The sequence below is a fragment of the Nitrobacter sp. genome, from assembly GCF_047149785.1.
GTDB lineage: Bacteria > Pseudomonadota > Alphaproteobacteria > Rhizobiales > Xanthobacteraceae > Nitrobacter.
Window position 1 is genome coordinate 1299678 of record NZ_BAAGBE010000001.1, and the last position, 19264, is coordinate 1318941.

The 19264-nt window shown below is 63.0% G+C and carries 21 protein-coding genes and 1 tRNA gene; 17 read left to right on the plus strand and 5 right to left on the minus strand.

Going from position 1 to position 19264, the window contains the following annotated elements; all coding sequences use genetic code 11:
• The first annotated feature begins 15 nt into the window (after positions 1 to 15).
• The 5 genes from nagZ (at position 16) to gyrA (ending at position 6191) form a co-directional block, all read left to right on the plus strand.
• Entirely contained in the window at positions 16 to 1035 is a 1020-nt protein-coding gene (gene nagZ / locus ACMDCM_RS05995; protein WP_412772713.1) for a beta-N-acetylhexosaminidase, read from the plus strand.
• The gene (locus ACMDCM_RS06000; RefSeq protein ID WP_412772714.1) at positions 1032 to 1868 is read left to right on the plus strand and encodes a segregation and condensation protein A; all 837 of its coding nucleotides are present in this window, start codon (positions 1032 to 1034) and stop codon (positions 1866 to 1868) included. The genes nagZ and ACMDCM_RS06000 overlap by 4 nt, the downstream gene beginning before the upstream one ends.
• An 18-nt stretch (positions 1869 to 1886) precedes the next feature.
• Positions 1887 to 2675 (plus strand): SMC-Scp complex subunit ScpB, encoded by a 789-nt coding sequence (scpB, locus tag ACMDCM_RS06005; protein ID WP_412772715.1) that lies wholly within the window; start codon positions 1887 to 1889, stop codon positions 2673 to 2675.
• A 12-nt stretch (positions 2676 to 2687) separates the two neighbouring features.
• Entirely contained in the window at positions 2688 to 3173 is a 486-nt protein-coding gene (locus ACMDCM_RS06010) for a GNAT family N-acetyltransferase (protein ID WP_412772716.1), read from the plus strand.
• Between the two features lie 276 nt (positions 3174 to 3449).
• Positions 3450 to 6191: a DNA gyrase subunit A gene (gene gyrA / locus ACMDCM_RS06015; protein ID WP_412772717.1), complete on the plus strand. Its 2742-nt coding sequence runs from the start codon at positions 3450 to 3452 to the stop codon at positions 6189 to 6191.
• A gap of 210 nt (positions 6192 to 6401) precedes the next feature.
• Here the strand turns inward: gyrA and ACMDCM_RS06020 are convergent, their stop codons facing one another.
• On the minus strand, positions 6402 to 6656 hold the full coding sequence (locus ACMDCM_RS06020) for a hypothetical protein (protein WP_412772718.1): 255 nt from the start codon (positions 6654 to 6656) through the stop codon (positions 6402 to 6404).
• A 324-nt stretch (positions 6657 to 6980) separates the two neighbouring features.
• On the opposite strand from ACMDCM_RS06020, the gene coaD reads away from it, so the two are divergent.
• From coaD to tgt, 6 genes are all read left to right on the plus strand, one after another.
• Positions 6981 to 7478 carry a pantetheine-phosphate adenylyltransferase gene (gene coaD / locus ACMDCM_RS06025; protein ID WP_412772719.1) on the plus strand — a complete coding sequence of 166 codons (498 nt, stop codon included), beginning with the start codon at positions 6981 to 6983 and terminating at the stop codon, positions 7476 to 7478.
• 32 nt (positions 7479 to 7510) lie between these two features.
• The gene (locus ACMDCM_RS06030) at positions 7511 to 8071 is read left to right on the plus strand and encodes a peptidylprolyl isomerase (protein ID WP_412772720.1); all 561 of its coding nucleotides are present in this window, start codon (positions 7511 to 7513) and stop codon (positions 8069 to 8071) included.
• 64 nt (positions 8072 to 8135) lie between these two features.
• Positions 8136 to 8504 carry a hypothetical protein gene (locus ACMDCM_RS06035; protein WP_412772721.1) on the plus strand — a complete coding sequence of 123 codons (369 nt, stop codon included), beginning with the start codon at positions 8136 to 8138 and terminating at the stop codon, positions 8502 to 8504.
• The gene (locus tag ACMDCM_RS06040) at positions 8480 to 8944 is read left to right on the plus strand and encodes a peptidylprolyl isomerase (RefSeq protein ID WP_412772722.1); all 465 of its coding nucleotides are present in this window, start codon (positions 8480 to 8482) and stop codon (positions 8942 to 8944) included. The genes ACMDCM_RS06035 and ACMDCM_RS06040 overlap by 25 nt, the downstream gene beginning before the upstream one ends.
• A gap of 111 nt (positions 8945 to 9055) precedes the next feature.
• A complete protein-coding gene (gene queA, locus ACMDCM_RS06045) occupies positions 9056 to 10138 on the plus strand; it encodes a tRNA preQ1(34) S-adenosylmethionine ribosyltransferase-isomerase QueA (protein WP_412774680.1) in 1083 nt (360 codons plus the stop codon).
• Positions 10135 to 11268: a tRNA guanosine(34) transglycosylase Tgt gene (gene tgt / locus ACMDCM_RS06050; RefSeq protein WP_412772723.1), complete on the plus strand. Its 1134-nt coding sequence runs from the start codon at positions 10135 to 10137 to the stop codon at positions 11266 to 11268. Before queA ends, tgt begins: the two co-directional genes overlap by 4 nt.
• 28 nt (positions 11269 to 11296) lie before the next feature.
• Here the strand turns inward: tgt and ACMDCM_RS06055 are convergent, their stop codons facing one another.
• On the minus strand, positions 11297 to 11509 hold the full coding sequence (locus ACMDCM_RS06055; RefSeq protein ID WP_412772724.1) for a hypothetical protein: 213 nt from the start codon (positions 11507 to 11509) through the stop codon (positions 11297 to 11299).
• Between the two features lie 211 nt (positions 11510 to 11720).
• On the opposite strand from ACMDCM_RS06055, the gene cysK reads away from it, so the two are divergent.
• On the plus strand, positions 11721 to 12698 hold the full coding sequence (gene cysK, locus ACMDCM_RS06060; RefSeq protein ID WP_412772725.1) for a cysteine synthase A: 978 nt from the start codon (positions 11721 to 11723) through the stop codon (positions 12696 to 12698).
• A gap of 118 nt (positions 12699 to 12816) precedes the next feature.
• Here cysK and ACMDCM_RS06065 read toward each other — a convergent pair whose 3' ends face one another.
• The 3 genes from ACMDCM_RS06065 to ACMDCM_RS06075 all read right to left on the minus strand — a co-directional run bounded on the left by ACMDCM_RS06065 (position 12817) and on the right by ACMDCM_RS06075 (position 14161).
• Entirely contained in the window at positions 12817 to 13314 is a 498-nt protein-coding gene (locus ACMDCM_RS06065; protein WP_412772726.1) for a hypothetical protein, read from the minus strand.
• 18 nt (positions 13315 to 13332) lie between these two features.
• Complete coding sequence (locus ACMDCM_RS06070; protein ID WP_412774681.1) at positions 13333 to 13683, minus strand: hypothetical protein; 351 nt, start codon at positions 13681 to 13683, stop codon at positions 13333 to 13335.
• Between the two features lie 388 nt (positions 13684 to 14071).
• Positions 14072 to 14161 (minus strand) — tRNA-Ser (locus tag ACMDCM_RS06075).
• 504 nt (positions 14162 to 14665) lie between these two features.
• Between ACMDCM_RS06075 and ACMDCM_RS06080 the strand changes: the two genes are divergently transcribed.
• The 5 genes from ACMDCM_RS06080 (at position 14666) to ACMDCM_RS06100 (ending at position 19235) form a co-directional block, all read left to right on the plus strand.
• Entirely contained in the window at positions 14666 to 14950 is a 285-nt protein-coding gene (locus ACMDCM_RS06080) for a PilZ domain-containing protein (RefSeq protein ID WP_412772727.1), read from the plus strand.
• A gap of 152 nt (positions 14951 to 15102) precedes the next feature.
• Positions 15103 to 16041, plus strand: a complete 939-nt coding sequence (locus tag ACMDCM_RS06085; protein WP_412772728.1) for a septal ring lytic transglycosylase RlpA family protein — start codon at positions 15103 to 15105, stop codon at positions 16039 to 16041.
• A 205-nt stretch (positions 16042 to 16246) separates the two neighbouring features.
• Positions 16247 to 17506: a D-alanyl-D-alanine carboxypeptidase family protein gene (locus ACMDCM_RS06090; protein WP_412772729.1), complete on the plus strand. Its 1260-nt coding sequence runs from the start codon at positions 16247 to 16249 to the stop codon at positions 17504 to 17506.
• On the plus strand, positions 17506 to 18198 hold the full coding sequence (gene tmk, locus ACMDCM_RS06095) for a dTMP kinase (RefSeq protein WP_412772730.1): 693 nt from the start codon (positions 17506 to 17508) through the stop codon (positions 18196 to 18198). Before ACMDCM_RS06090 ends, tmk begins: the two co-directional genes overlap by 1 nt.
• Positions 18195 to 19235, plus strand: a complete 1041-nt coding sequence (locus tag ACMDCM_RS06100; RefSeq protein ID WP_412772731.1) for a DNA polymerase III subunit delta' — start codon at positions 18195 to 18197, stop codon at positions 19233 to 19235. Before tmk ends, ACMDCM_RS06100 begins: the two co-directional genes overlap by 4 nt.
• The last annotated feature ends 29 nt before the right edge of the window (positions 19236 to 19264 follow it).

Below are 19264 nucleotides of genomic sequence, written 5' to 3' on the forward strand. Positions count from 1 at the left end.
AGCTAATCGGCCGCTATGAGCGCGCGCGCATTTATCACAGGCATCTCTGGCCTGGCCTTAACAGCCGAGGAGCGCGCGTTTTTGCACGCCGAGCGACCGTGGGGCTTCATCCTGTTCAAGAGGAATATTGACGATCCCTTACAAGTCGCTCGTCTAGTTCAAGACTTTCGGGAAACGGTCGAGGATGCTGACGCGCCGGTCCTGATCGATCAGGAAGGCGGCCGCGTGCAGCGACTGAACCTGCCGCACTGGCCGGCGTATCCGCCGGGCGCGGTGTTCGGCGCTCTCTATGATCGCGATCGTGCTTTGGGGCTGAAAGCGGCGCGGTTGAGTGCGCAACTGATTGCGAACGATCTCGCCGACCTTGGCATCACCGTCGATTGCCTGCCGCTCGCGGACGTTCCGGCGTCCGGCGCGGATGCCATCATCGGCGACCGCGCCTACGGCACTGAGCCGGACAAGGTCGTGGCAATCGCGCGCGCCGTCACCGAGGGGCTGGAACTGGGCGGCGTTCTGCCGGTTCTCAAGCACATTCCGGGGCACGGGCGGGCGACCGCCGATACCCATCTCAGGCTCCCAATCGTGGATGCCTCGAAGAACGATCTGGAAGCGGTTGATTTCGCTGCATTCAAGGCGCTTGCCGATCTGCCGATGGCGATGACCGCGCATGTTGTGTTCAGCGCAATTGATGCCACCCAACCGGCCACGACTTCTGCGACAATCGTCGAACAGGTGATTCGCGGAACGATCGGATTCCAGGGTTTGTTGATGAGCGACGACGTGTCCATGAATGCATTGGCGGGATCGATCGCGGAGCGGACGCGCGCGATCGTTTCCGCCGGCTGCGACATGGTCCTGCACTGCAACGGCGAGCTGGCGGAGATGCGTCAGGTCGCAAGTGAAGCGCCGGAACTGTCCGGTCGGGCGCTGGAGCGCGCGCAACGGGCCCTGGCCTCGCGCAAGCCGCCCCGGCCGTTCGATCGCGAGGCGGCGCGGGCGGAACTCGATGCGTTGACGGGAGCGGCAGGCGCATGAGCGCGGAAATTCTGTCGTTCGAAACGGGACGGCCGGCCGAGCGCATCGATAACGACGATGCGGTGGCGCTCGTCGTCGATGTCGAGGGCTATGAAGGCCCGCTCGACCTGTTGCTGGCGCTGGCCCGGCAGCAGAAGGTCGACCTGTCGAAAATCTCCATCCTGGCGCTTGCCGACCAGTACCTCGTTTTCATCGAGGCGGCCCGCAAGATTCGTCTCGAACTGGCTGCCGATTATCTGGTGATGGCGGCTTGGCTGGCGTTCCTGAAATCGCGGTTGCTGCTGCCGGAGCCGGCGACCCCGGACGGACCGAGCGCGGGCGAGATGGCCACGGCGCTCGCCAACCGTCTGCGCCGCCTTGAGGCGATTCGCGAAGCCGCAAACCGCCTGATGAACAGGCCGCAATTCCAGCGCGACATTTTTCCGCGCGGCAATCCGGAGGCGATCGCAGAAATCCGCCATCCGCGATTCACCGCGACGCTGTTCGACCTGCTCACCGCTTATGCCACGCAGCGCCAGCAGCGTGTCCTGACCACGGTTCACCTCGCCAAGCGCACGGTCTGGTCGCTGAGCGAAGCGCGCGCCTCGCTCGAGCGTCTTGTCGGGCTGGCCGACGAGGACTGGGGATCCCTCGACGAATACCTGATGAGCTATGTCGTCGATCCCTCGCAGCGCGCCACCGTGTTCGCGTCGAGTTTTGCCGCCGCGCTCGAACTGGTGCGCGAGGGCGTCATGGATCTGAACCAGAAAGAGGCGTTCGCGCCGCTCTATTTTCGCAAGCGCGTGCCGCCGGTATCCGCTCCGGTGACGATGCCCGACGCGCCGGCCCAATAAGGAAGAGGAGACCGAGCGATGGCAAGCCTGGCGGAAATGCGCGTGGCGCATGTCGAGGAACCGGAGTCGGAACTGCCGATGGCGCGTCCAGAGGAATTGCGATTGCTGGAGGCGCTGCTGTTCGCCTCGTCCGAGCCGCTGGATCAGGCGGCGCTGGCCAAGCGGATGCCCGACGGCGTCGACGTCAAGGCCGCGCTCGCGCAACTGCAGGCGGACTATGCCTCCCGCGGTGTCAACCTGGTGCGCGTCGCCAACAAATGGACGTTCCGCACCGCCGGCGATCTGGCCTGGCTGATGACGCGCGAGAGCACCGAGACGCGGCGCCTGTCGCGCGCGGCGATCGAGATGCTGGCGATCATCGCTTACCATCAGCCGGTGACCCGCGCGGAGATCGAGGAAATCCGTGGCGTCGTGACCTCCAAGGGCACGCTCGACGTGTTGCTGGAGACCGGCTGGATCAAGCCGCGCGGCCGCCGCAAGACGCCGGGGCGCCCGCTCACCTTCGGAACCACGGAGGCGTTCCTGTCCCAGTTCAGTCTCGAAAACCTCGGCGACCTGCCGGGTCTGGAAGAACTGAAGGGAACGGGATTGCTGGACTCCCGTCTGCCCGGCGGGTTCAGCGTTCCGACGCCATCGGACGATCCCGCTTTGCGCGACGATGAGGATCCGCTCGAAGCCGGCGATCTCGAACTGGCGCTGGTCTCGACGCTGGAGCCGGACAGCGACGGCTCAGGCAGCGGCGACGAGGGCCCGAGCGATGCCTCGGACGACGGCAGGAATGCCGAAATCGACGAGAATCTCCCGTAAACGGGCCTTGATGTGGACATCCGGCCCGAGCGGGCCGACGACGCGGCGGACATCGGCGATGTGATCGTCCGGGCCTTTGGCCGGGCCGACGAAGCGCGGCTGGTCGCGGAGTTGCGCGAGGCGGGCGACGCGGCGATTTCGCTGGTTGCTGTCGAGGGTGGGGCGGTGACCGGCCACATCCTGTTGTCACCGGTGGCGGCGCCATTTCGCGCTCTTGCGCTTGCGCCCCTTGCAGTGGCGCCGGAGCGGCAAAAGCAGGGCGTCGGCGCGGCGCTGATAAAGGCCGCCAACGCGCAGGCCCGGCGCGAGGGGTGGGATGCCGTCTTCGTGCTGGGTGATCCGGCCTATTACGGGCGCTTCGGCTTTCGCGGCGATCTTGCCGCCGGTTTTGAATCGGCTTTCGCAGGAGTCCATTTCATGGTGTTGCCGCTGACTGACGGGCTTCCTGCAACTGAGGGACGGCTCGATTACGCCTTGGCGTTCGGCAATCTGACCTGAGCAAGCACTGTCGCGTTTTCGAGTCTGTTTGACCCTGAGGACTGGATGCAGATTTGCTTGAAGAAAGCGCGTTATCCGCGTGGCCTGACCTGGTTTGCGGCAAGCGAACTCAGCAAAACATCAGGCTCGGGCTGGCCTTGATTCCGACAAGTCGGGAATGGCTCTAAGTATCTGGATAAACAACAGGAAAAACGTTGCTCGGGGCGGTGTCGGGGGTGGTTTGCGCTGGCCCGATGCGCTATATGATTCCGAACAGAAACCGACCGGAATCCTCTCTTGTCAGATACCGAAGATACGAAGCCCGGAGAGCCGCCGGCGCCCTCGGGCATTCGTCCCGTTTCCATCCTCGAGGAGATGAAGCGCAGCTATCTCGATTACGCCATGAGCGTGATCGTGGCGCGCGCGTTGCCGGATGCGCGCGACGGTCTGAAGCCGGTTCACCGCCGCATCCTCTACGCGATGTACGAGAACGGTTTCGAGTGGAACAAGCCCTATCGCAAGTCGGCGCGCACCGTCGGCGACGTCATCGGTAAGTATCATCCTCACGGCGACCAGTCGGTCTATGACGCGCTGGTGCGCATGGCGCAGGATTTCTCCATGCGCGTGCCGCTGATCGACGGGCAGGGCAATTTCGGCTCGGTCGACGGCGATATGGCGGCGGCCATGCGCTACACCGAATCCCGCCTTACCAAAATCGCGCAATCGCTGCTCGACGACATCGACAAGGACACCGTCGATTTTCAGCCGAACTACGACAGCAGCGAGAGGGAGCCGTCGGTCCTCCCGGCGAAGTTTCCAAACCTTCTGGTCAACGGCGCCGGCGGCATCGCGGTGGGCATGGCCACCAACATTCCGCCGCACAATCTCGGCGAAGTCGTCGACGCCTGCGTGGCGCTGATCGACAATCCGGCGCTCGGGATCGACGACCTCATCAACATCATTCCCGGTCCGGATTTTCCGACCGGCGGCATCATCCTGGGGCGGCAGGGCATCCGTTCGGCCTACCATCTCGGCCGCGGCTCGATCGTGATGCGCGGCAAGGTCTCGATCGACACCATCCGCAAGGACCGCGAAGCGATCGTGGTCTCGGAGATCCCGTATCAGGTCAACAAGGCCAGCATGGTCGAACGCATCGCCGACCTGGTGCGCGAGAAAAAGATCGACGGCATCTCCGATCTGCGCGACGAGTCCGACCGCGAGGGTTTTCGCGTCGTCGTCGAGTTGAAGCGCGACGCCGTTCCCGAGGTCGTGCTCAACCAGCTCTACCGGTTCACGCCGCTGCAAACCAACTTCGGCGCCAACATGGTGGCGCTGGACGCGGGGCGTCCGCAACTCATGAACCTGAAAGACCTGCTGACGCTGTTCATCGCGTTCCGCGAGCAGGTGGTCACGCGTCGCACCAAGTTCCTGCTCAACAAGGCGCGCGACCGCGCCCATATTTTGGTCGGCCTCGCGATCGCCGTCGCCAACATCGACGAGATCATCCGCGTGATCCGGGAGTCGCCGGATCCCAATGCCGCGCGCGAGACCTTGATGTCGCGCGACTGGCCGGCCAAAGACGTTGCGGCGATGATCACGCTGATCGACGATCCGCGCCACCGCATGTCGCCGGACGGCACGGCGCGGCTGTCGATGGAGCAGGCGAGGGCCATTCTCGATCTGCGCCTGCAGCGCCTGACCGCGCTCGGCCGCGAGGAAATCTCCGAGGAACTCGACAAGCTCGCCGTCGAGATCGCCGATTATCTGGACATCCTGCGCTCGCGCGCGCGCGTGCAGGCGATCGTCAAGACCGAGCTTTCGGCGGTGAAGGCCGAATTCGCCACCCCGCGCAAGACCGTCATCGTCGAGCAGGAAGGCGAGGTCGAGGACGAGGACCTGATCCAGCGCGAGGACATGGTCGTGACCGTCTCGCACGCCGGTTACGTCAAGCGGGTGCCGCTGTCGACCTATCGCGCGCAGAAGCGCGGCGGCAAGGGCCGTTCCGGAATGCAGACCCGCGAGGAGGATTTCGTCAGCCGCCTGTTCGTGGCGTCCACGCACACGCCGGTGCTGTTCTTCTCCTCGCGCGGCCAGGTCTACAAGGAAAAGGTCTGGCGTCTGCCGATGGCGGCGCCGAACGCGCGCGGCAAGGCGATGATCAACATCCTGCCGCTCGAGCAGGGCGAGCGCATCACCACCATCATGCCGCTGCCGGAGGACGAATCGTCCTGGGCCAATCTGGATGTGATGTTCGCCACCACCAGCGGCACGGTCCGGCGCAACAAGCTGTCCGATTTCGTCGACGTCCGCCGCTCCGGCATCATCGCGATGAAGCTCGGCGAGGGCGAGGCGATCGTCGACGTGCAGATTTGCACCGAGCGCGACGACGTGCTGCTGACCGCCGCCGGGGGCCAGTGCATCCGTTTTCCGGTGAGCGACGTGCGCGTGTTTTCGGGGCGGACCTCGATGGGCGTGCGGGGTATCGCGCTGGCCGGCGGCGACCGGGTGATTTCGCTTTCGATCCTGCACCACTTCGAGGCGACGCCGGCCGAACGCGCCGCCTACCTCAAGCAGTCCGGCGCGATCCGCCGCGCCGCGACCGGCGAGGATATCGAGCCCGAAGAAGCAACGCCTGAGGCCGACGAGGCCGCTCACACCGACCTTTCGCTGCCCGAGGGGCGCTATGTGGAGATGGGCGCGGCCGAACAGTTCGTGCTCACGGTGACGGCGCAGGGCTATGGCAAGCGGTCGTCTTCGTTCGAGTTCAGGGTTTCGGGTCGCGGCGGCAAGGGCATCCGCGCCACCGATCCGACCAAGCTCGGCGAGATCGGTCACCTCGTGGCCGGGTTCCCGGTCGAGATGTCGGACCAGATCATGCTGGTCAGCGACGGCGGCCAGTTGATCCGGGTGCCTGTGGAGGGCATCCGCATCACCAGCCGCGCCTCCAAGGGCGTTCGCGTCTTCAATACGGCCGATGGTGAGCACGTGGTGTCGGTCGAGCACATCCGCGAGGAAAACGAGAACGGCAACGGCGGATAGAGCATGATCCCGAAAAAGCCTGCCCCGGACTTGATCCGGGGTGGAAACCGGTTTTCGGAAAAGATCATGCTCAAACAAGAGATAAACGACGAGCTGATTCAACGTCGTTGAAACAGACTCCACCCCCGCGTTTGTGCCGCAACGCAAAAGCCGCCCGTGGGCATACGGGCGGCTTTGCCTTGGAGGCTCGAAGATCCGGAAAAATCCGGATCAGCGATTGTTTGCCGTCACCAGACGGGCTTCACGAACGGTCGTCCTGGAATCGGCGGCACGAAGACAGGACGCCGCGAAATTCGGCCAGGTCTGCTCCGAGCAGGCTGTCGCCGCCGGGTGGATGTCGAGACGGTCGCCCTTGGCGAGCGGGACCGGCGTGCTGGCCGAAACCTGCGGAGCGAAACCCGGGAGAATGGTGAGGGCGGCTGCGATGAACGCTGCAACCGCGATTGCGGAAAGAGCCTTGATCATGACGGTCCCCTGTTTTGGCCTTGCCGTTTGCGGCTTGTCGGTCCGTTTGGTTAGGCGGATTGATAGCCGGCTCCGGTTTCGCGATGTCTTCGCTGTCTCCGGAAAGTGGTTTCATCGACCGCAAAATTGTTTCGCCTTGGCTCGCCGGACGAAACAGAACGCTGGAAACTCTAGTGATTTCAGTGATCTTGCTGCCACCCCGATAAGACGCGCCAAGCCCTGAATTGGTTCGGCCGAGGGGGCAAAATAAAAATCGGCTTCGTTCGCCATGATCGCGGAACCCGCTTCGCTTGCGGCCTCAAAGCGGTCGCGCTAGAGGGGGATATGCCCCGTGTCGCGCTTTATCCCGGATCGTTCGATCCCGTCACCAACGGCCATCTCGATGTCGTCAGGCGCGCCGTCGTCCTGTGCGACCGTCTGGTCGTTGCAATCGGTCTTCATCCGGGCAAAAAGCCGCTGTTCTCGGCCGAGGAGCGCCTCGCGATGGCGCGCTCGGAGTTCGCGCCGGTCGCAGCCGAAGCCGGCTGTGCTTTCGACTGCACGACCTATGACAACCTTACCGTCGCGGCCGCGCAGAAGGCCGGCGCCACGATCATGATCCGCGGCCTGCGCGACGGCACCGATCTCGACTACGAAATGCAGATCGCCGGCATGAACGAAACCATGGCGGGCGGCGTGCATACGGTGTTCGTCCCGGCTTCGCCCGCCGTCCGCCCGATCAGCGCCACACTGGTGCGTCAGATCGCGGCCATGGGCGGGGATGTGTCGGCCTTCGTTCCGCAAGCGGTCGTATCGCTCCTCAAGACCAAATTCCCCGGCTGAATGGACCAGCCTTTCTCTGATCCGGAGTTGTCATGATTAGAATCCTTGGCCTCGTCGCCGCGCTGATGTTTGCGATCCCCGCTCTCGCTCAACCCCTGCCTGCCAACCTCGACAAGCAGAATGCGATCGTGATCGACAGCACGAAGGGCCGCATCGTCATCAAGCTGCGCACCGACATCGCGCCCAAACACGCCGAGCGCATCAAGCAGCTCGCCCGGGACGGCTTCTACAACAACGTTCCGTTCCATCGCGTTATGGCCGGCTTCATGGCGCAGACGGGTGACGGCCAGAATTTCAACGGTACCGGCGGCTCGAAATATCCGGACCTCAAGGCCGAGTTCTCCAACGTGCCGTTCAAGCGCGGCGTGGTCGGAATGGCGAGGGCGGCAAGTCCGGACTCGGCGAACTCGCAGTTTTTCATCTGCTTTGCCGATGCGCCTTTCCTCAACGGCAAGTACACGGTGGTCGGTGAGGTCGTCTCCGGCATGGACGTGGTGGACAAGCTGAAGAAGGCGCCGGCCGGCTCTGCCAGCGGCACCGTTACCGATCCGGACAAGATGCTGAAGGTTCAGGTCGCCTCCGACATCAAGTGAACGCATGCGCTGGCCGGCCTTCATGGTCGCAATCTGCATCGGCAGCCTTGGAGCAGGATATGCGATGGCCGAGGACGTCGGCGTCGCGAATCTCGCCGCCATGTCCGCGCGATTGAAGCAATGCTGGCAGCCGCCGGCGTTGCCGCGCGGCAATCCAGGCATGGAGATCACCGTGCAGTTCACCTTCAAGCGCGACGGCAACCTCCTGGGTCATCCCCGGATCACCTACGAGACGCGCGAGGCGACGGACGACGAGCGCATCATCTACCGGACGGCCGTGATGCAAGCATTGCAACGCTGTGTTCCGATGCCATTTACCTCGGGCATGGGCAATGCGATCGCGGGCCGTCCCCTGACCATTCGATTTGACGATCGACGGACCCATCCCAAACCGAAAGAGAAGAGAGCATGGCTGACGACGACAACACTTTGATCCTCGAAACCACAAAGGGGCCTGTGACGATCCAAATGCGTCCGGATCTCGCCCCCAATCATGTCGCGCGGATCAAGGAGCTGGTGCGCGAGGGCTTCTACGATGGCATCGTCTTTCATCGCGTCATCGAGGGCTTCATGGCGCAGACCGGATGCCCGCAAGGCACCGGGATGGGCGGCTCCGGCCAGAAGCTGAAGGCCGAGTTCAACCGGGAGCCGCATGTGCGCGGCACGGCCTCCATGGCGCGGGCGCAAAGTCCGGACTCGGGCGACAGCCAGTTCTTCATCTGCTTCGATGACGCCTCGTTCCTGGACGGACAATATACCGTGTGGGGCAAGGTGACCGAGGGCATGGAGAACGTCGACAAGATCAAGCGTGGCGAGCCGGTGCAGGATCCTGACAAGATCGTCAAGGCCAGAATGGCGGCGGACGCGGCTTGAACGCTGACACCCGTCATGCGCGGGCTTGACCCGCGCATCCATCCGTCTTCACAAGAGTCTTTCAAAGAAGGATGGATTGCCGGGTCGAGCCCGGCAATGACGGCTTACAGTATGCGAACCGATCTCTTCGATTTCGAGCTGCCGTCCGAGCGCATTGCGCTGCGTCCGGCGATCCCGCGCGATTCCGCGCGGATGCTGGTGGTGCAGCCGGGAGCGGGGTTGCACGACCGGCACGTGAGCGATCTTCCGGAATGGCTGCGGCCGGGCGACCAGCTCGTGGTGAACGATACCCGCGTCATTGCAGCGCAATTGCATGGCCGCCGCATCGGTCGCGAAGCGGAGCCGAGGATCGAAGCGACGCTGATCAAGCGTCTCGACGGCTCGCGGTGGAATGCGCTGGTGAAACCGGCCAGGAAGCTCGATGCGGGAGACGTCGTGCGCTTCGGCAACGAGGGGCGGGTGTGCTTCCTCGGGCATCTGGACGCAAAGGTCGAAAACAAGGGCGAGGAGGGCGAAGTCACGCTCGCCTTCACTTTTCATGGGCCGACGCTGGATCAGGCGATCGCAGATCTCGGTTCGACACCGCTGCCGCCCTATATCGCCTCGAGGCGCGCGCCCGACGACCGCGATGCCGCCGACTATCAGACCATATTCGCGGTTCACGAGGGCGCGGTCGCAGCGCCGACCGCGGGCCTGCATTTCACGCCGGCAATGGAAGCGACGCTGCGCGAACGCGGCGTCGGAATCAATCGCGTGACGCTGCACGTCGGCGCGGGAACTTTTCTGCCCGTCAAGGCCGAGGACACCGCCGGGCACCGAATGCACTCGGAATGGGGCGCGATCTCCGCCGAGACCGCCGACGCGCTGAACGCAGCGCGCGGGAACGGCGGCCGGGTCGTCGCGGTCGGCACCACCTCGTTGCGGCTTTTGGAGAGCGCGACGACGGAGGACGGACGGGTTGCGCCGTTCACCGGCGACACCGCGATTTTCATCACGCCGGGCTATCGCTTTCGCGCCGTCGACATTCTGATGACGAACTTTCATCTGCCGCGCTCGACGCTGTTCATGCTGGTCTCCGCCTTCAGTGGTCTGGACACCATGAAACAGGCCTATGCTCACGCGATCGCGGGCGGCTATCGCTTTTATTCCTATGGCGACGCCTGCCTGTTGTTTCCGGCAGCGCCTGCCGCATGAGCCTTCCCAACCATTTCGAAGTCGTCGGCCGGGACGGCGAGGCCCGCACCGGACTTCTCACCGCGCCGCACGGCGTTGTGCGTACGCCGGCGTTCATGCCGGTCGGGACGCAGGGCGCCATGAAGGGGCTGCAATGGTGCGAGATACGCGACGCCGGAGCCGACATCGTGCTCGGCAATACCTATCACTTGATGCTGCGGCCGGGCGCCGAGCGGATTGCCGAACTCGGCGGTTTGCAAAGATTCACCACCTGGGACGGGCCTATGCTGACGGATTCCGGCGGCTTCCAGGTGATGTCGCTGGCGCAGTTGCGAAAAGTGAAGGAACACGGCGTCACCTTCCGATCCCACATCGACGGCACGGCGATCGAGCTGACGCCGGAGCGCGCGATCGAAGTCCAACGGCTGCTCGGCTCCGACATCGCGATGCAACTCGACGAATGCGTGCGTCTGCCGGCCGAGCACGGCGACATCGAGCGCGCCATGCAGCTCTCGCTGCGCTGGGCCGAGCGCAGCAAGCGTGCCTTCGAGGGGGCGCCTGCGGGCCACATGCTGTTCGGAATTATTCAGGGCGGCGACGATCCGGAGCTGCGCCGCGCGAGCGCGCGCGCGCTGGCAGGGATCGGTTTCCACGGCTACGCCATCGGCGGTCTTGCGGTCGGCGAGCCGCAAGCCGTCATGCTCGCAATAATCGAGGAGACGGTCCCGTCGATGCCCACGGACCGGCCACGCTATCTGATGGGCGTCGGCACGCCTGACGATCTGGTGGGAGCTGTCGCGCGCGGCATCGACATGTTCGATTGCGTCATGCCGACGCGGAACGGTCGCCACGGCATGGCGTTCACGCGCTTCGGCCAGATCAACCTGCGCAACGCGCGTCACGCCGACGACCCGCGCCCGCTCGACGAGGAGAGTTCATGGCCGGCAACGCGCGGTTACTCGCGCGCCTATTTGCATCATCTGGTTCGCTCCGGCGAAACGCTCGGCGCGATGCTGCTGTCCGGGATCAACGTCGCTTATTATCAAAGCCTGATGCAGGGCATGCGCGCGGCGATCGCCGATGGCACCTTTCAGCAGTTCCGCGAACGGACGCTCGAGGGCTGGTCGCGCGGCGATCTTGCCGCCCGCTGATGTCGGACAAGCTTTTGAAGACGTGGCGTTAGTTGCAGACGATACGCCGGACGACGTACTTGGTCACGAAGCCGTAACCGCAGGTATCGCAGCTCCACAAGTGGCCGATGACATTGTCCGACAGATATGCCGACGCCTCGGCCGCGATCATCGTATCGGCGCAGACCGGGCAAGTCGGAAGATCGCTTCCGCGCGCAGGACGCGGCAGGGTGGTCGACTGGATTTCAGCGATCGCTGGCATCGTGACCTCCTCTCTTACACGCGACGTTTTACATGCAATGTTTGACGATGTCGCAACACAAATGCGTTTCTTTTACGAATTCCAGTTTTGCGGTGGCCGGTTTTGCAATGCAACAGATCGTGACGGCGAGCGCGACGCTTGCTCCGGGGCGCCGGCTGACCTTATTGAAAGGGTGCGCACCGTTTCAACCCCTTACCTGAGGACCGCTGACATGGATACGAAGTCGAATGCCGATGTATCGCACCGTGCCGGCCGTGGCCGCGTGTTCGACAGTATTGTTGAAACGATCGGCGATACTCCGATCGTGCGGCTGCGCAGATTGCCGCAACAGCACGGCGCGAGCGCGACGATTCTCGCCAAACTCGAATATTTCAATCCAGCCGCGAGCGTAAAGGATCGCATCGGCGCCGCGATGATCATCGCGATGGAGAAGGCCGGCAAGATCAACGCCGACACAGTCCTGATCGAACCGACGTCGGGAAACACCGGCATCGCCTTGGCCTTCGTCGCAGCGTCGCGCGGCTACCGCCTGAAACTGGTGATGCCGGAATCGGTCTCGATGGAGCGCTGCAAGATGCTGGCGTTTCTGGGTGCGGAAATCGTGCTGACGCCGGCGGCGGAAGGCATGAGGGGATCCATCGCCATGGCCGAGGAACTCGTGCGCACCACGCCGCATGCCGTGATGCCGCAGCAGTTCAAGAATCTCGCCAACCCCGAGGTTCACAGACGGACCACAGCGGAGGAGATCTGGAACGACACCGGCGGAAATATCGATTACATCGTGGCCGGTGTCGGTACCGGCGGCACCATCACGGGGATCGGTCAGGCACTGAAGCCGCGCAAGCCTGAGCTGCGTATCGTGGCGGTGGAGCCCGAAGAAAGCCCGGTGCTGTCGGGCGGCCGGCATTCGCCGCACAAGATCCAGGGGATCGGCGCCGGGTTCGTCCCGGAGATCCTGGATCGCTCCGTCATCGACGAAGTCGTCAAGGTCGACAGCGCAACCGCGCTTGAAACCGCCCGCGCGCTGGCGCGCAACGAAGGCATACCGGGCGGCATTTCATCCGGCGCGGCGGTCGCGGCGGCACTTGCCATCGGCAAACGGCCCGAAAGTGCAGGCCGGACGATCCTTGCGATCATCCCATCGTTTTCGGAGCGCTATCTCTCGACCGCGCTGTTCGAGGGGATTTGATCGGCTTGCATCAAGCCTGTCCCATTCGCCCGTGGCCCGGCCATGACGGGTCGAAAGCGTGAGGCGTTGCCGGCAATAAGTGCGCGCGGCGAAGAAAGCCGCGACATTCGCGAAGGTTTCAGGAGCGCGACAACGAAATATTGGCGCCCCTGAACTGTCCTTCGGAACGGATGACAACGTTCTGGCGGTTGCCGTGCGTGGTCAATTTGAGTCTTGCCGTGAATGACGGGGCGCTGACGTCGACGTTAAACTGGCCGTTGCCGGCGCGTCCTTCGAGCGTTCCGCCGACATTGCGGCTGGTCTCACGCCAGGTTCCGGACAAAACCCCGCTTTGGGCGATGACATTGCTCTTGAGTTCGAATCTATAGCTGTCGCTGGCGCACAGCAGCGTCTGGTTGAGACCCTGAGCGTCGCCTCTCACCGCGTAGGTGGCCTTGCATCGGATGTTTTCGCTCGAGCCATCCTCAAGCTGTATGGTACCGCGTCCGGTCCATATGCCGGCCAGGCCTTCAAACGGACCGGCTCCCGCGAAGGTCGCGGACACTGACAGCAGCATCACCGCGCCGACAGCACACGCAGTCGATAATCCTCGTGACATCGTCACCCCGAATCCCATTTGCCATCAATCCTGATTCTAGTGACGTGAGGCTTCCCACCGGCCGCTGCAAGGGATTCCGGCGGATGCGCCGTTCCATTTGCCCGATCCGGCATTGCCGCTAAGGTGGCCGTTGGCATAGGCGCCGCGAATCGACACCCTCACGTAACCCTGGCTTCCGACGCTGCCGGTGACATCGGAGTCGGCGGCCGAAACCTTGCCATCGCTGACGGTGAGGGGATATTGCGTGACCGGATCGCAACTGCCCGTCTTGGTGACGATCTTGACGGTCCAAAGCCCGTCATAAGCTGTGCCGGCGAGCGTCGGAGCAGCAAAGCCCGCAGTCAAAATACATGAAAGCAAAACAGTTTGAATGCGAGCAACGCGCATGGACCAGATCCTCAATTTCATGATTTTTGGGTTATTCCGGCAGATTGTGTTCAAAATGAGCAGCAATGCAAAAGCAAGGTGTGTCCAAGGTTAATCCGCACGCATTTAGTATTCCAGGATAGATTCTTGCAAATCAACAATGAATTCAATCTGTTACTTACGCAACCGATCGGCTCTGACGAACTCTTTAAGCTCCGGCCTTCAATCCCGAAATTAACGAGAAGGCGCGGCTGCTTCTCGTCCTGCTTGTTTCGCGGGACGATCCGCACAGCGAAAAAAGCCCGTTTCTATTGACTAACGCTCGACACACGTACGATCCGATTTTGCTGTGGTAGATTGCGAATAGGATTTCCAGGAATCAAAAAACACAAATCAAATAAAACATTTATGGCGGAAGGGGTGGGATTCGAACCCACGGTACCCTTGCGGGCACGCCGGTTTTCAAGACCGGTGCCTTAAACCACTCGGCCACCCTTCCGTCTCGGGAATCTGGACCGCTTAGCGTATGCCTCATCGGAGCGCAATGCGAAGGGGGTGCTGTGAGAAAACTCGATCGGTCGCGGCAATTCTCTATCGCAATTCGAGCGGGGGGATCGTCGTGTTGGCACGTTCCAAAGCGCAGCCGTCCAACAGCTTTCAGATAAAAATCGATTTACGGCGGCGAGCTTGGTCATTCCAGTTTTGTATTAATTTGGTCGCCGCGCTCGATTGCCGTTTCAGGCAATCATCTGTGGCATCGCAACCGTGGCTCGATGTAACGACGGCTCGGTGTAACATCATGGGGACGGAGCGGGTCGCAAGGTGCTGTTGCCGAAGGGTGGGATTCGGCCTGATCCTGCCGGAAACATCATGTGCATTCGTGTTTCGTTAGGCTAGTCGCGCTAACCTCATCAAGCTAACGCGTGATCTTGCGGGCGCGTCGCGATCAAGTGGCGCTTGAATCCAGAACGGATATACGTCCGTACAGACTATGAGTTCATCAATGGATGATCGCCGCAAGCATCCGCGCGTCGAGATCGACGAACCGGCCTATGTTTCGGCAGGCGGATTGAGCATGCGCTGCCGGCTCTTGAACATGTCGCCGGAAGGAGCTGCCATCGAAGTGCCGGATCCGACTTTAGTCCCGTCGCATTTCCGGCTCATGATCGAGAAGGATCGCGTGATTAGGATCTGCAGAGTGATCTGGATCAAGCAGAATCGGATCGGCGTCGCCTTCGAGGAGACCGGCACCGAGACCAGTTCGGATGCGCCGGGCAGCAAGCGTTGATTTACCACGCATTCCGTCAACTGCCAGCTCTCCCCATTTCCGCCGTGTTTGCACGGAGATATGTTCATCGCCTGGTATGGATGAGGGCTGTATCATGCCGACCGGCGCTACGATACGTGGCACGGCGCCCGGAAATGGGCCTTGGGGACGGGATGGGGATGCCAGAATCAGACCGAGTTGGGCGTGCTGCGCGCGTTGTGGCTGCCGCAGGCGCGTGCCTGATGCTGGCCAATTGCAGTTCGTCCGGCAAATTCAGCCGGATTGATCCAAAATACGGAGTGTCGAGCAGCCCGCGCGTCGTCGCCTTCGGCCAGCCGGTGCCGAAGGGCGGCGGAACCTACCGGGTCGGCAAGCCCTACACCGTTGCCGGGCGACTCTACGTTCCCGAAGAGAACACCCATTATCGCGCTGAGGGGCTTGCTTCCTGGTATGGCAACGATTTCCACGGCCGTCTGACCGCCAACGGCGAGGTCTTCGATATGACCTCGCTGTCAGCCGCGCATCCGACGCTTCCGTTGCCGTGTTATGCCCGGGTGACCAACCTGAGCAACGGCAGATCCCTCATCGTTCGCGTCAACGATCGTGGACCTTATCATGGCAACCGGTTGATCGACCTGTCGAACAGGGCCGCCGAACTGCTGGAGTTCAGACGGAATGGTGTCGCGCGGGTGCGGGTTGAATATGTCGGACGCGCGCCGCTTGAAGGTTCGGATGACCGGCAACTTTTGGCGACCCTGCGAACCGGTGAACCTGCTCCATCTCCGTCGACGGTCAGAATAGCGTCGGCGCGGCCGTTCGTGCCTGAACTCGCGCCGTCCGGCCGCGCGATCCGCGGCGAGGTTCCGACGCCGGATGGACGGCCCTACACGCTCGGACATAGCTCGATGGACGTCGCATCAATCAATGCGACGTCGGAAATGTCGGCGTCAGGCCGGGCCCGGTCGCACCCGCAGATACGGGATAATCCGAGGGCCGTTTCCTACGACGCCGGTGGCAACGATGTGACGAGCGATGCTCGCCCGGTCGCTTCTTATGCGCCTATGGACCCGCGTGGACCGAGCGAATTGCTTTCGGGACGCGGACTCTACTAAGCGCCGCTCGGACCCTCGGCCGCCTTGCGGCCGGTGCTTGCGGTACAGTCCGTGTTGTTCGCCAGGGTTCCAATCTGTTATAGCGTTTCCGAGCAAAGTGGATACCGGTTCGCGTAAAGAAAACGCGTCAAAACAAACGAGAGCCCGGCTTTGATTCCATCGAAGCCGGAATAGCTCTGCAACGCCTCATACGGAACGCAGGCGCATGGCAACCAAACCTTTTACGCGTGACAGACGCCGTGGGACGGTCTGGCACGGGAAAACATGGCGCGGTCTGATCGCCGCGGCTGTTGTCCTCGCGATTGGCCTCGATGGCGTCGCGTTGGCTGCCAACAACAGCGTGCAGGGCGCCAGGAAGGACGAGGTCTTCGAGACCCGTGCTCCAACCGCAATTCTGATCGAAGCCCACAGCGGCAGCGTGCTGTTCGAAAAGAACGCCGACGAATTGCGGGCGCCGTCCAGCATGATGAAACTGATGACGGTGGAGGTCGTGTTCGACGCCATCAGGAAAGGCGACATCAAGCTCACCGATGAGTTCATCATCAGCGAAAACACTTGGCGCAAGGGCGGTGCTCCAGCCGGCGGATCGACCATGTTCGCGGCGATCAATAGCCACGTTTCCGTCGACGACCTCCTGCATGGCGCTATCATCCAGAGCGGCAACGACTCCTGCATGGCGCTGGCGGAGGGTATCGCAGGAAGCGAGAGCGCCTTCGCCGAAAAGATGACCGCACGGGCGCGGGAACTGGGCATGACCCGCTCGACATTCGCCAATTCCAACGGCCTTCCGGACCCCGGTAACAAGATGACGGTTCGCGAGCTTGCCATGCTGGCTCGCCATATCATTTTGACCTATCCGGATTTTTACAAGCTGTTCGGCGAGCGCGAATTTACCTGGAACAAGATTCGCCAGTTCAACCGCAACCCGCTGCTGACGACGATGGAGGGAGCGGATGGGCTCAAAACCGGTTACACCAAAGAGGGCGGCTACGGCATGGTCGGCTCGGCCGTTCAGAATGGCACGCGGCTGATCGTTGTGGTGAACGGCCTTGAGAGCGCGGAGGACCGCGCGGCCGCAGCCAAGAAATTACTGGAATGGGGCTTCCGGAATTTCGAAGTCCGAACCCTGTTCGCGGCGAAGCAGCCGATCGGCTATGCCAAGGTGTTCGGCGGCGACAGCGGTTCGGTTCGGGTCGGCGCGTCGGAACCGGTCCAGGTGATGGTCCAGAAGAACGGCAACGACAAACTGCTGGCGCGCATCGTCTATAACGGGCCGGTCCGTGCGCCGGTCGCGGCAGGGCAGCCCATCGGCTTCATCAAGGTGTGGCGCGGCAAGGACGTCGCGGTTGAAACGCCGGTTCATGCCATGGACGCCGTGGGTGTCGGTTCGACGATGCGCCGTGCGATGGACGGCGCGATCGAGCTTGTTGTCGGGATGGTGCGCTCGGGCGCCGAGAGGCTGTGATGACCGGGAGCGCGCCCAAAACGGGCTTGCTGCGAGGACGCTTCATTACCTTCGAGGGCGGCGAGGGGTCCGGCAAATCGACTCAGATCAGACTCCTCGCCGAACGCCTCGACGCGGCGAAACTGCGGACCATCGTCACGCGGGAGCCTGGAGGATCGCCGGGCGCCGAAATCATCCGTCACCTCGTGCTGTCCGGCATGGGAAAGCTGCTCGGCGCCGATGCCGAAACCTTGCTGTTCGCGGCCGCGCGCGACGATCACGTTCATACGGTCATCAAGCCGGCGCTGGAGCAGGGCATCTGGGTGCTCTGCGACCGGTTTGCGGATTCGACCCGCGCCTATCAGGGACGGCTGGGAAACGTGCTGCCCGGCGTGCTGAACGCGATGGAGCGCGTCACCATCGGCGATCTCAAGCCCGACCTGACCGTGATTCTCGACGTTCCTGTGGAGGTCGGGATCCAGCGCACGGCCTCTCGCCGCGGTCGCGGCGTGCCGGATCGCTTTGAGGCCGAGGGCGTTGCGTTTCACCGGAAGCTTCGTGATGCCTATCGGGACATTGCCGCCAGCGATCCGCAACGTTGCGTGGTGATCGACGCCAATGCCGACGTCGCTACTGTCGCCGCGGCCGTGTGGACGGCGGTTCGCGATCGCGTACCGACGGCCGACCCCGCCAGGGACGTCAAACGCGCATGATCGCCCGCTCGACCGTAACCGAAGCGTCCGCCCCGCATCCGCGCGCAACCACCACGCTCTTTGGTCATGGCGGAGCGGAGCGAACGCTGCTCGACGCCTACCGTAGCGGCCGCATTCCGCACGCGTGGCTGATCGGCGGCGCACCGGGGATCGGCAAGGCGACGCTGGCCTATCGAATGGCGCGGTTCGTTCTCGCGCACGGCAATCCCGCCACATCCGAAGTGCAATTGGCGGAAACGCTCGAACTGGACCCGATGCATCCGGTTAGCCGCCATGTCGCGGCCGACACGCATGGCGGACTCCTGACCCTGGAGCGGACGCCCAACGAAAAGGGCGTGATGCGAACCGTTATCAGCGTGGAGCAGACGAGGGAGACGATCACCTTTTTCGGTTCGACCGCGGCCGCGGGCGATTGGCGGGTGTGCATCGTCGATACTGTCGACGAACTCAACCCCAACGCCGCCAATGCGCTACTCAAAGTTCTCGAAGAGCCGCCGCGCCGGTCGCTGTTTCTCCTCGTCAGTCACGCGCCGGCCCGGGTGTTGCCGACCATACAGTCGCGCTGCCGCAAGCTGATGCTGCGACCGCTGGCGACCGAGGATGTGATCGGGGCGGTCGCCGAAGCAGCGCGGATCGCGCCTGACGATGCATCGCTGCGGGAGGCTGCCGACGCGGCGGAAGGAAGCGTGGCGCGGGCGCTGGCTCTGGTAGGAGGCGGCGCGCTGAAGCTTCATCAACGGACGGCCGCTTTGTTGGACAACCTTCCGCAGGTCGATCCGGTTGAATTGCATGCACTCGGCGATGCGCTCGGCGGCAGTGATCGCGCGGCGCTTGGTGCGTTTGTCGATAGTGTCGACCGCTGGATGGGCGATCGTCTCCGCGACGGTGATGCAAATGCCAATCTTCCTCGCCTTGCGCGGCTCGCGGAGGTATGGGAAAAGATCGACAACGCCGTACGCGAGACGGAAACCTACAATCTCGAGCGAAAACCGCTGGTTTTTTCGGTGTTCGGGCTTCTTGCAGAAGCAACGCGATAGACGCCCTGCCCATAACCGTTTTTAACATG

Bases quoted from the DNA above. Each gene is read 5' to 3' on its own strand.
- nagZ (WP_412772713.1), top strand. From the start codon at position 16: ATGAGCGCGCGCGCATTTATCACAGGCATCTCTGGCCTGGCCTTAACA.
- ACMDCM_RS06000 (WP_412772714.1), top strand. From the start codon at position 1,032: ATGAGCGCGGAAATTCTGTCGTTCGAAACGGGACGGCCGGCCGAGCGC.
- scpB (WP_412772715.1), top strand. From the start codon at position 1,887: ATGGCAAGCCTGGCGGAAATGCGCGTGGCGCATGTCGAGGAACCGGAG.
- ACMDCM_RS06020 (WP_412772718.1), bottom strand. From the start codon at position 6,656: ATGATCAAGGCTCTTTCCGCAATCGCGGTTGCAGCGTTCATCGCAGCC.
- coaD (WP_412772719.1), top strand. From the start codon at position 6,981: ATGCCCCGTGTCGCGCTTTATCCCGGATCGTTCGATCCCGTCACCAAC.
- ACMDCM_RS06030 (WP_412772720.1), top strand. From the start codon at position 7,511: ATGATTAGAATCCTTGGCCTCGTCGCCGCGCTGATGTTTGCGATCCCC.
- ACMDCM_RS06035 (WP_412772721.1), top strand. From the start codon at position 8,136: ATGGCCGAGGACGTCGGCGTCGCGAATCTCGCCGCCATGTCCGCGCGA.
- ACMDCM_RS06040 (WP_412772722.1), top strand. From the start codon at position 8,480: ATGGCTGACGACGACAACACTTTGATCCTCGAAACCACAAAGGGGCCT.
- queA (WP_412774680.1), top strand. From the start codon at position 9,056: ATGCGAACCGATCTCTTCGATTTCGAGCTGCCGTCCGAGCGCATTGCG.
- tgt (WP_412772723.1), top strand. From the start codon at position 10,135: ATGAGCCTTCCCAACCATTTCGAAGTCGTCGGCCGGGACGGCGAGGCC.
- ACMDCM_RS06055 (WP_412772724.1), bottom strand. From the start codon at position 11,509: ATGCCAGCGATCGCTGAAATCCAGTCGACCACCCTGCCGCGTCCTGCG.
- cysK (WP_412772725.1), top strand. From the start codon at position 11,721: ATGGATACGAAGTCGAATGCCGATGTATCGCACCGTGCCGGCCGTGGC.
- ACMDCM_RS06065 (WP_412772726.1), bottom strand. From the start codon at position 13,314: ATGGGATTCGGGGTGACGATGTCACGAGGATTATCGACTGCGTGTGCT.
- ACMDCM_RS06070 (WP_412774681.1), bottom strand. From the start codon at position 13,683: ATGCGCGTTGCTCGCATTCAAACTGTTTTGCTTTCATGTATTTTGACT.
- ACMDCM_RS06080 (WP_412772727.1), top strand. From the start codon at position 14,666: ATGGATGATCGCCGCAAGCATCCGCGCGTCGAGATCGACGAACCGGCC.
- ACMDCM_RS06085 (WP_412772728.1), top strand. From the start codon at position 15,103: ATGGGGATGCCAGAATCAGACCGAGTTGGGCGTGCTGCGCGCGTTGTG.
- ACMDCM_RS06090 (WP_412772729.1), top strand. From the start codon at position 16,247: ATGGCAACCAAACCTTTTACGCGTGACAGACGCCGTGGGACGGTCTGG.
- tmk (WP_412772730.1), top strand. From the start codon at position 17,506: ATGACCGGGAGCGCGCCCAAAACGGGCTTGCTGCGAGGACGCTTCATT.
- ACMDCM_RS06100 (WP_412772731.1), top strand. From the start codon at position 18,195: ATGATCGCCCGCTCGACCGTAACCGAAGCGTCCGCCCCGCATCCGCGC.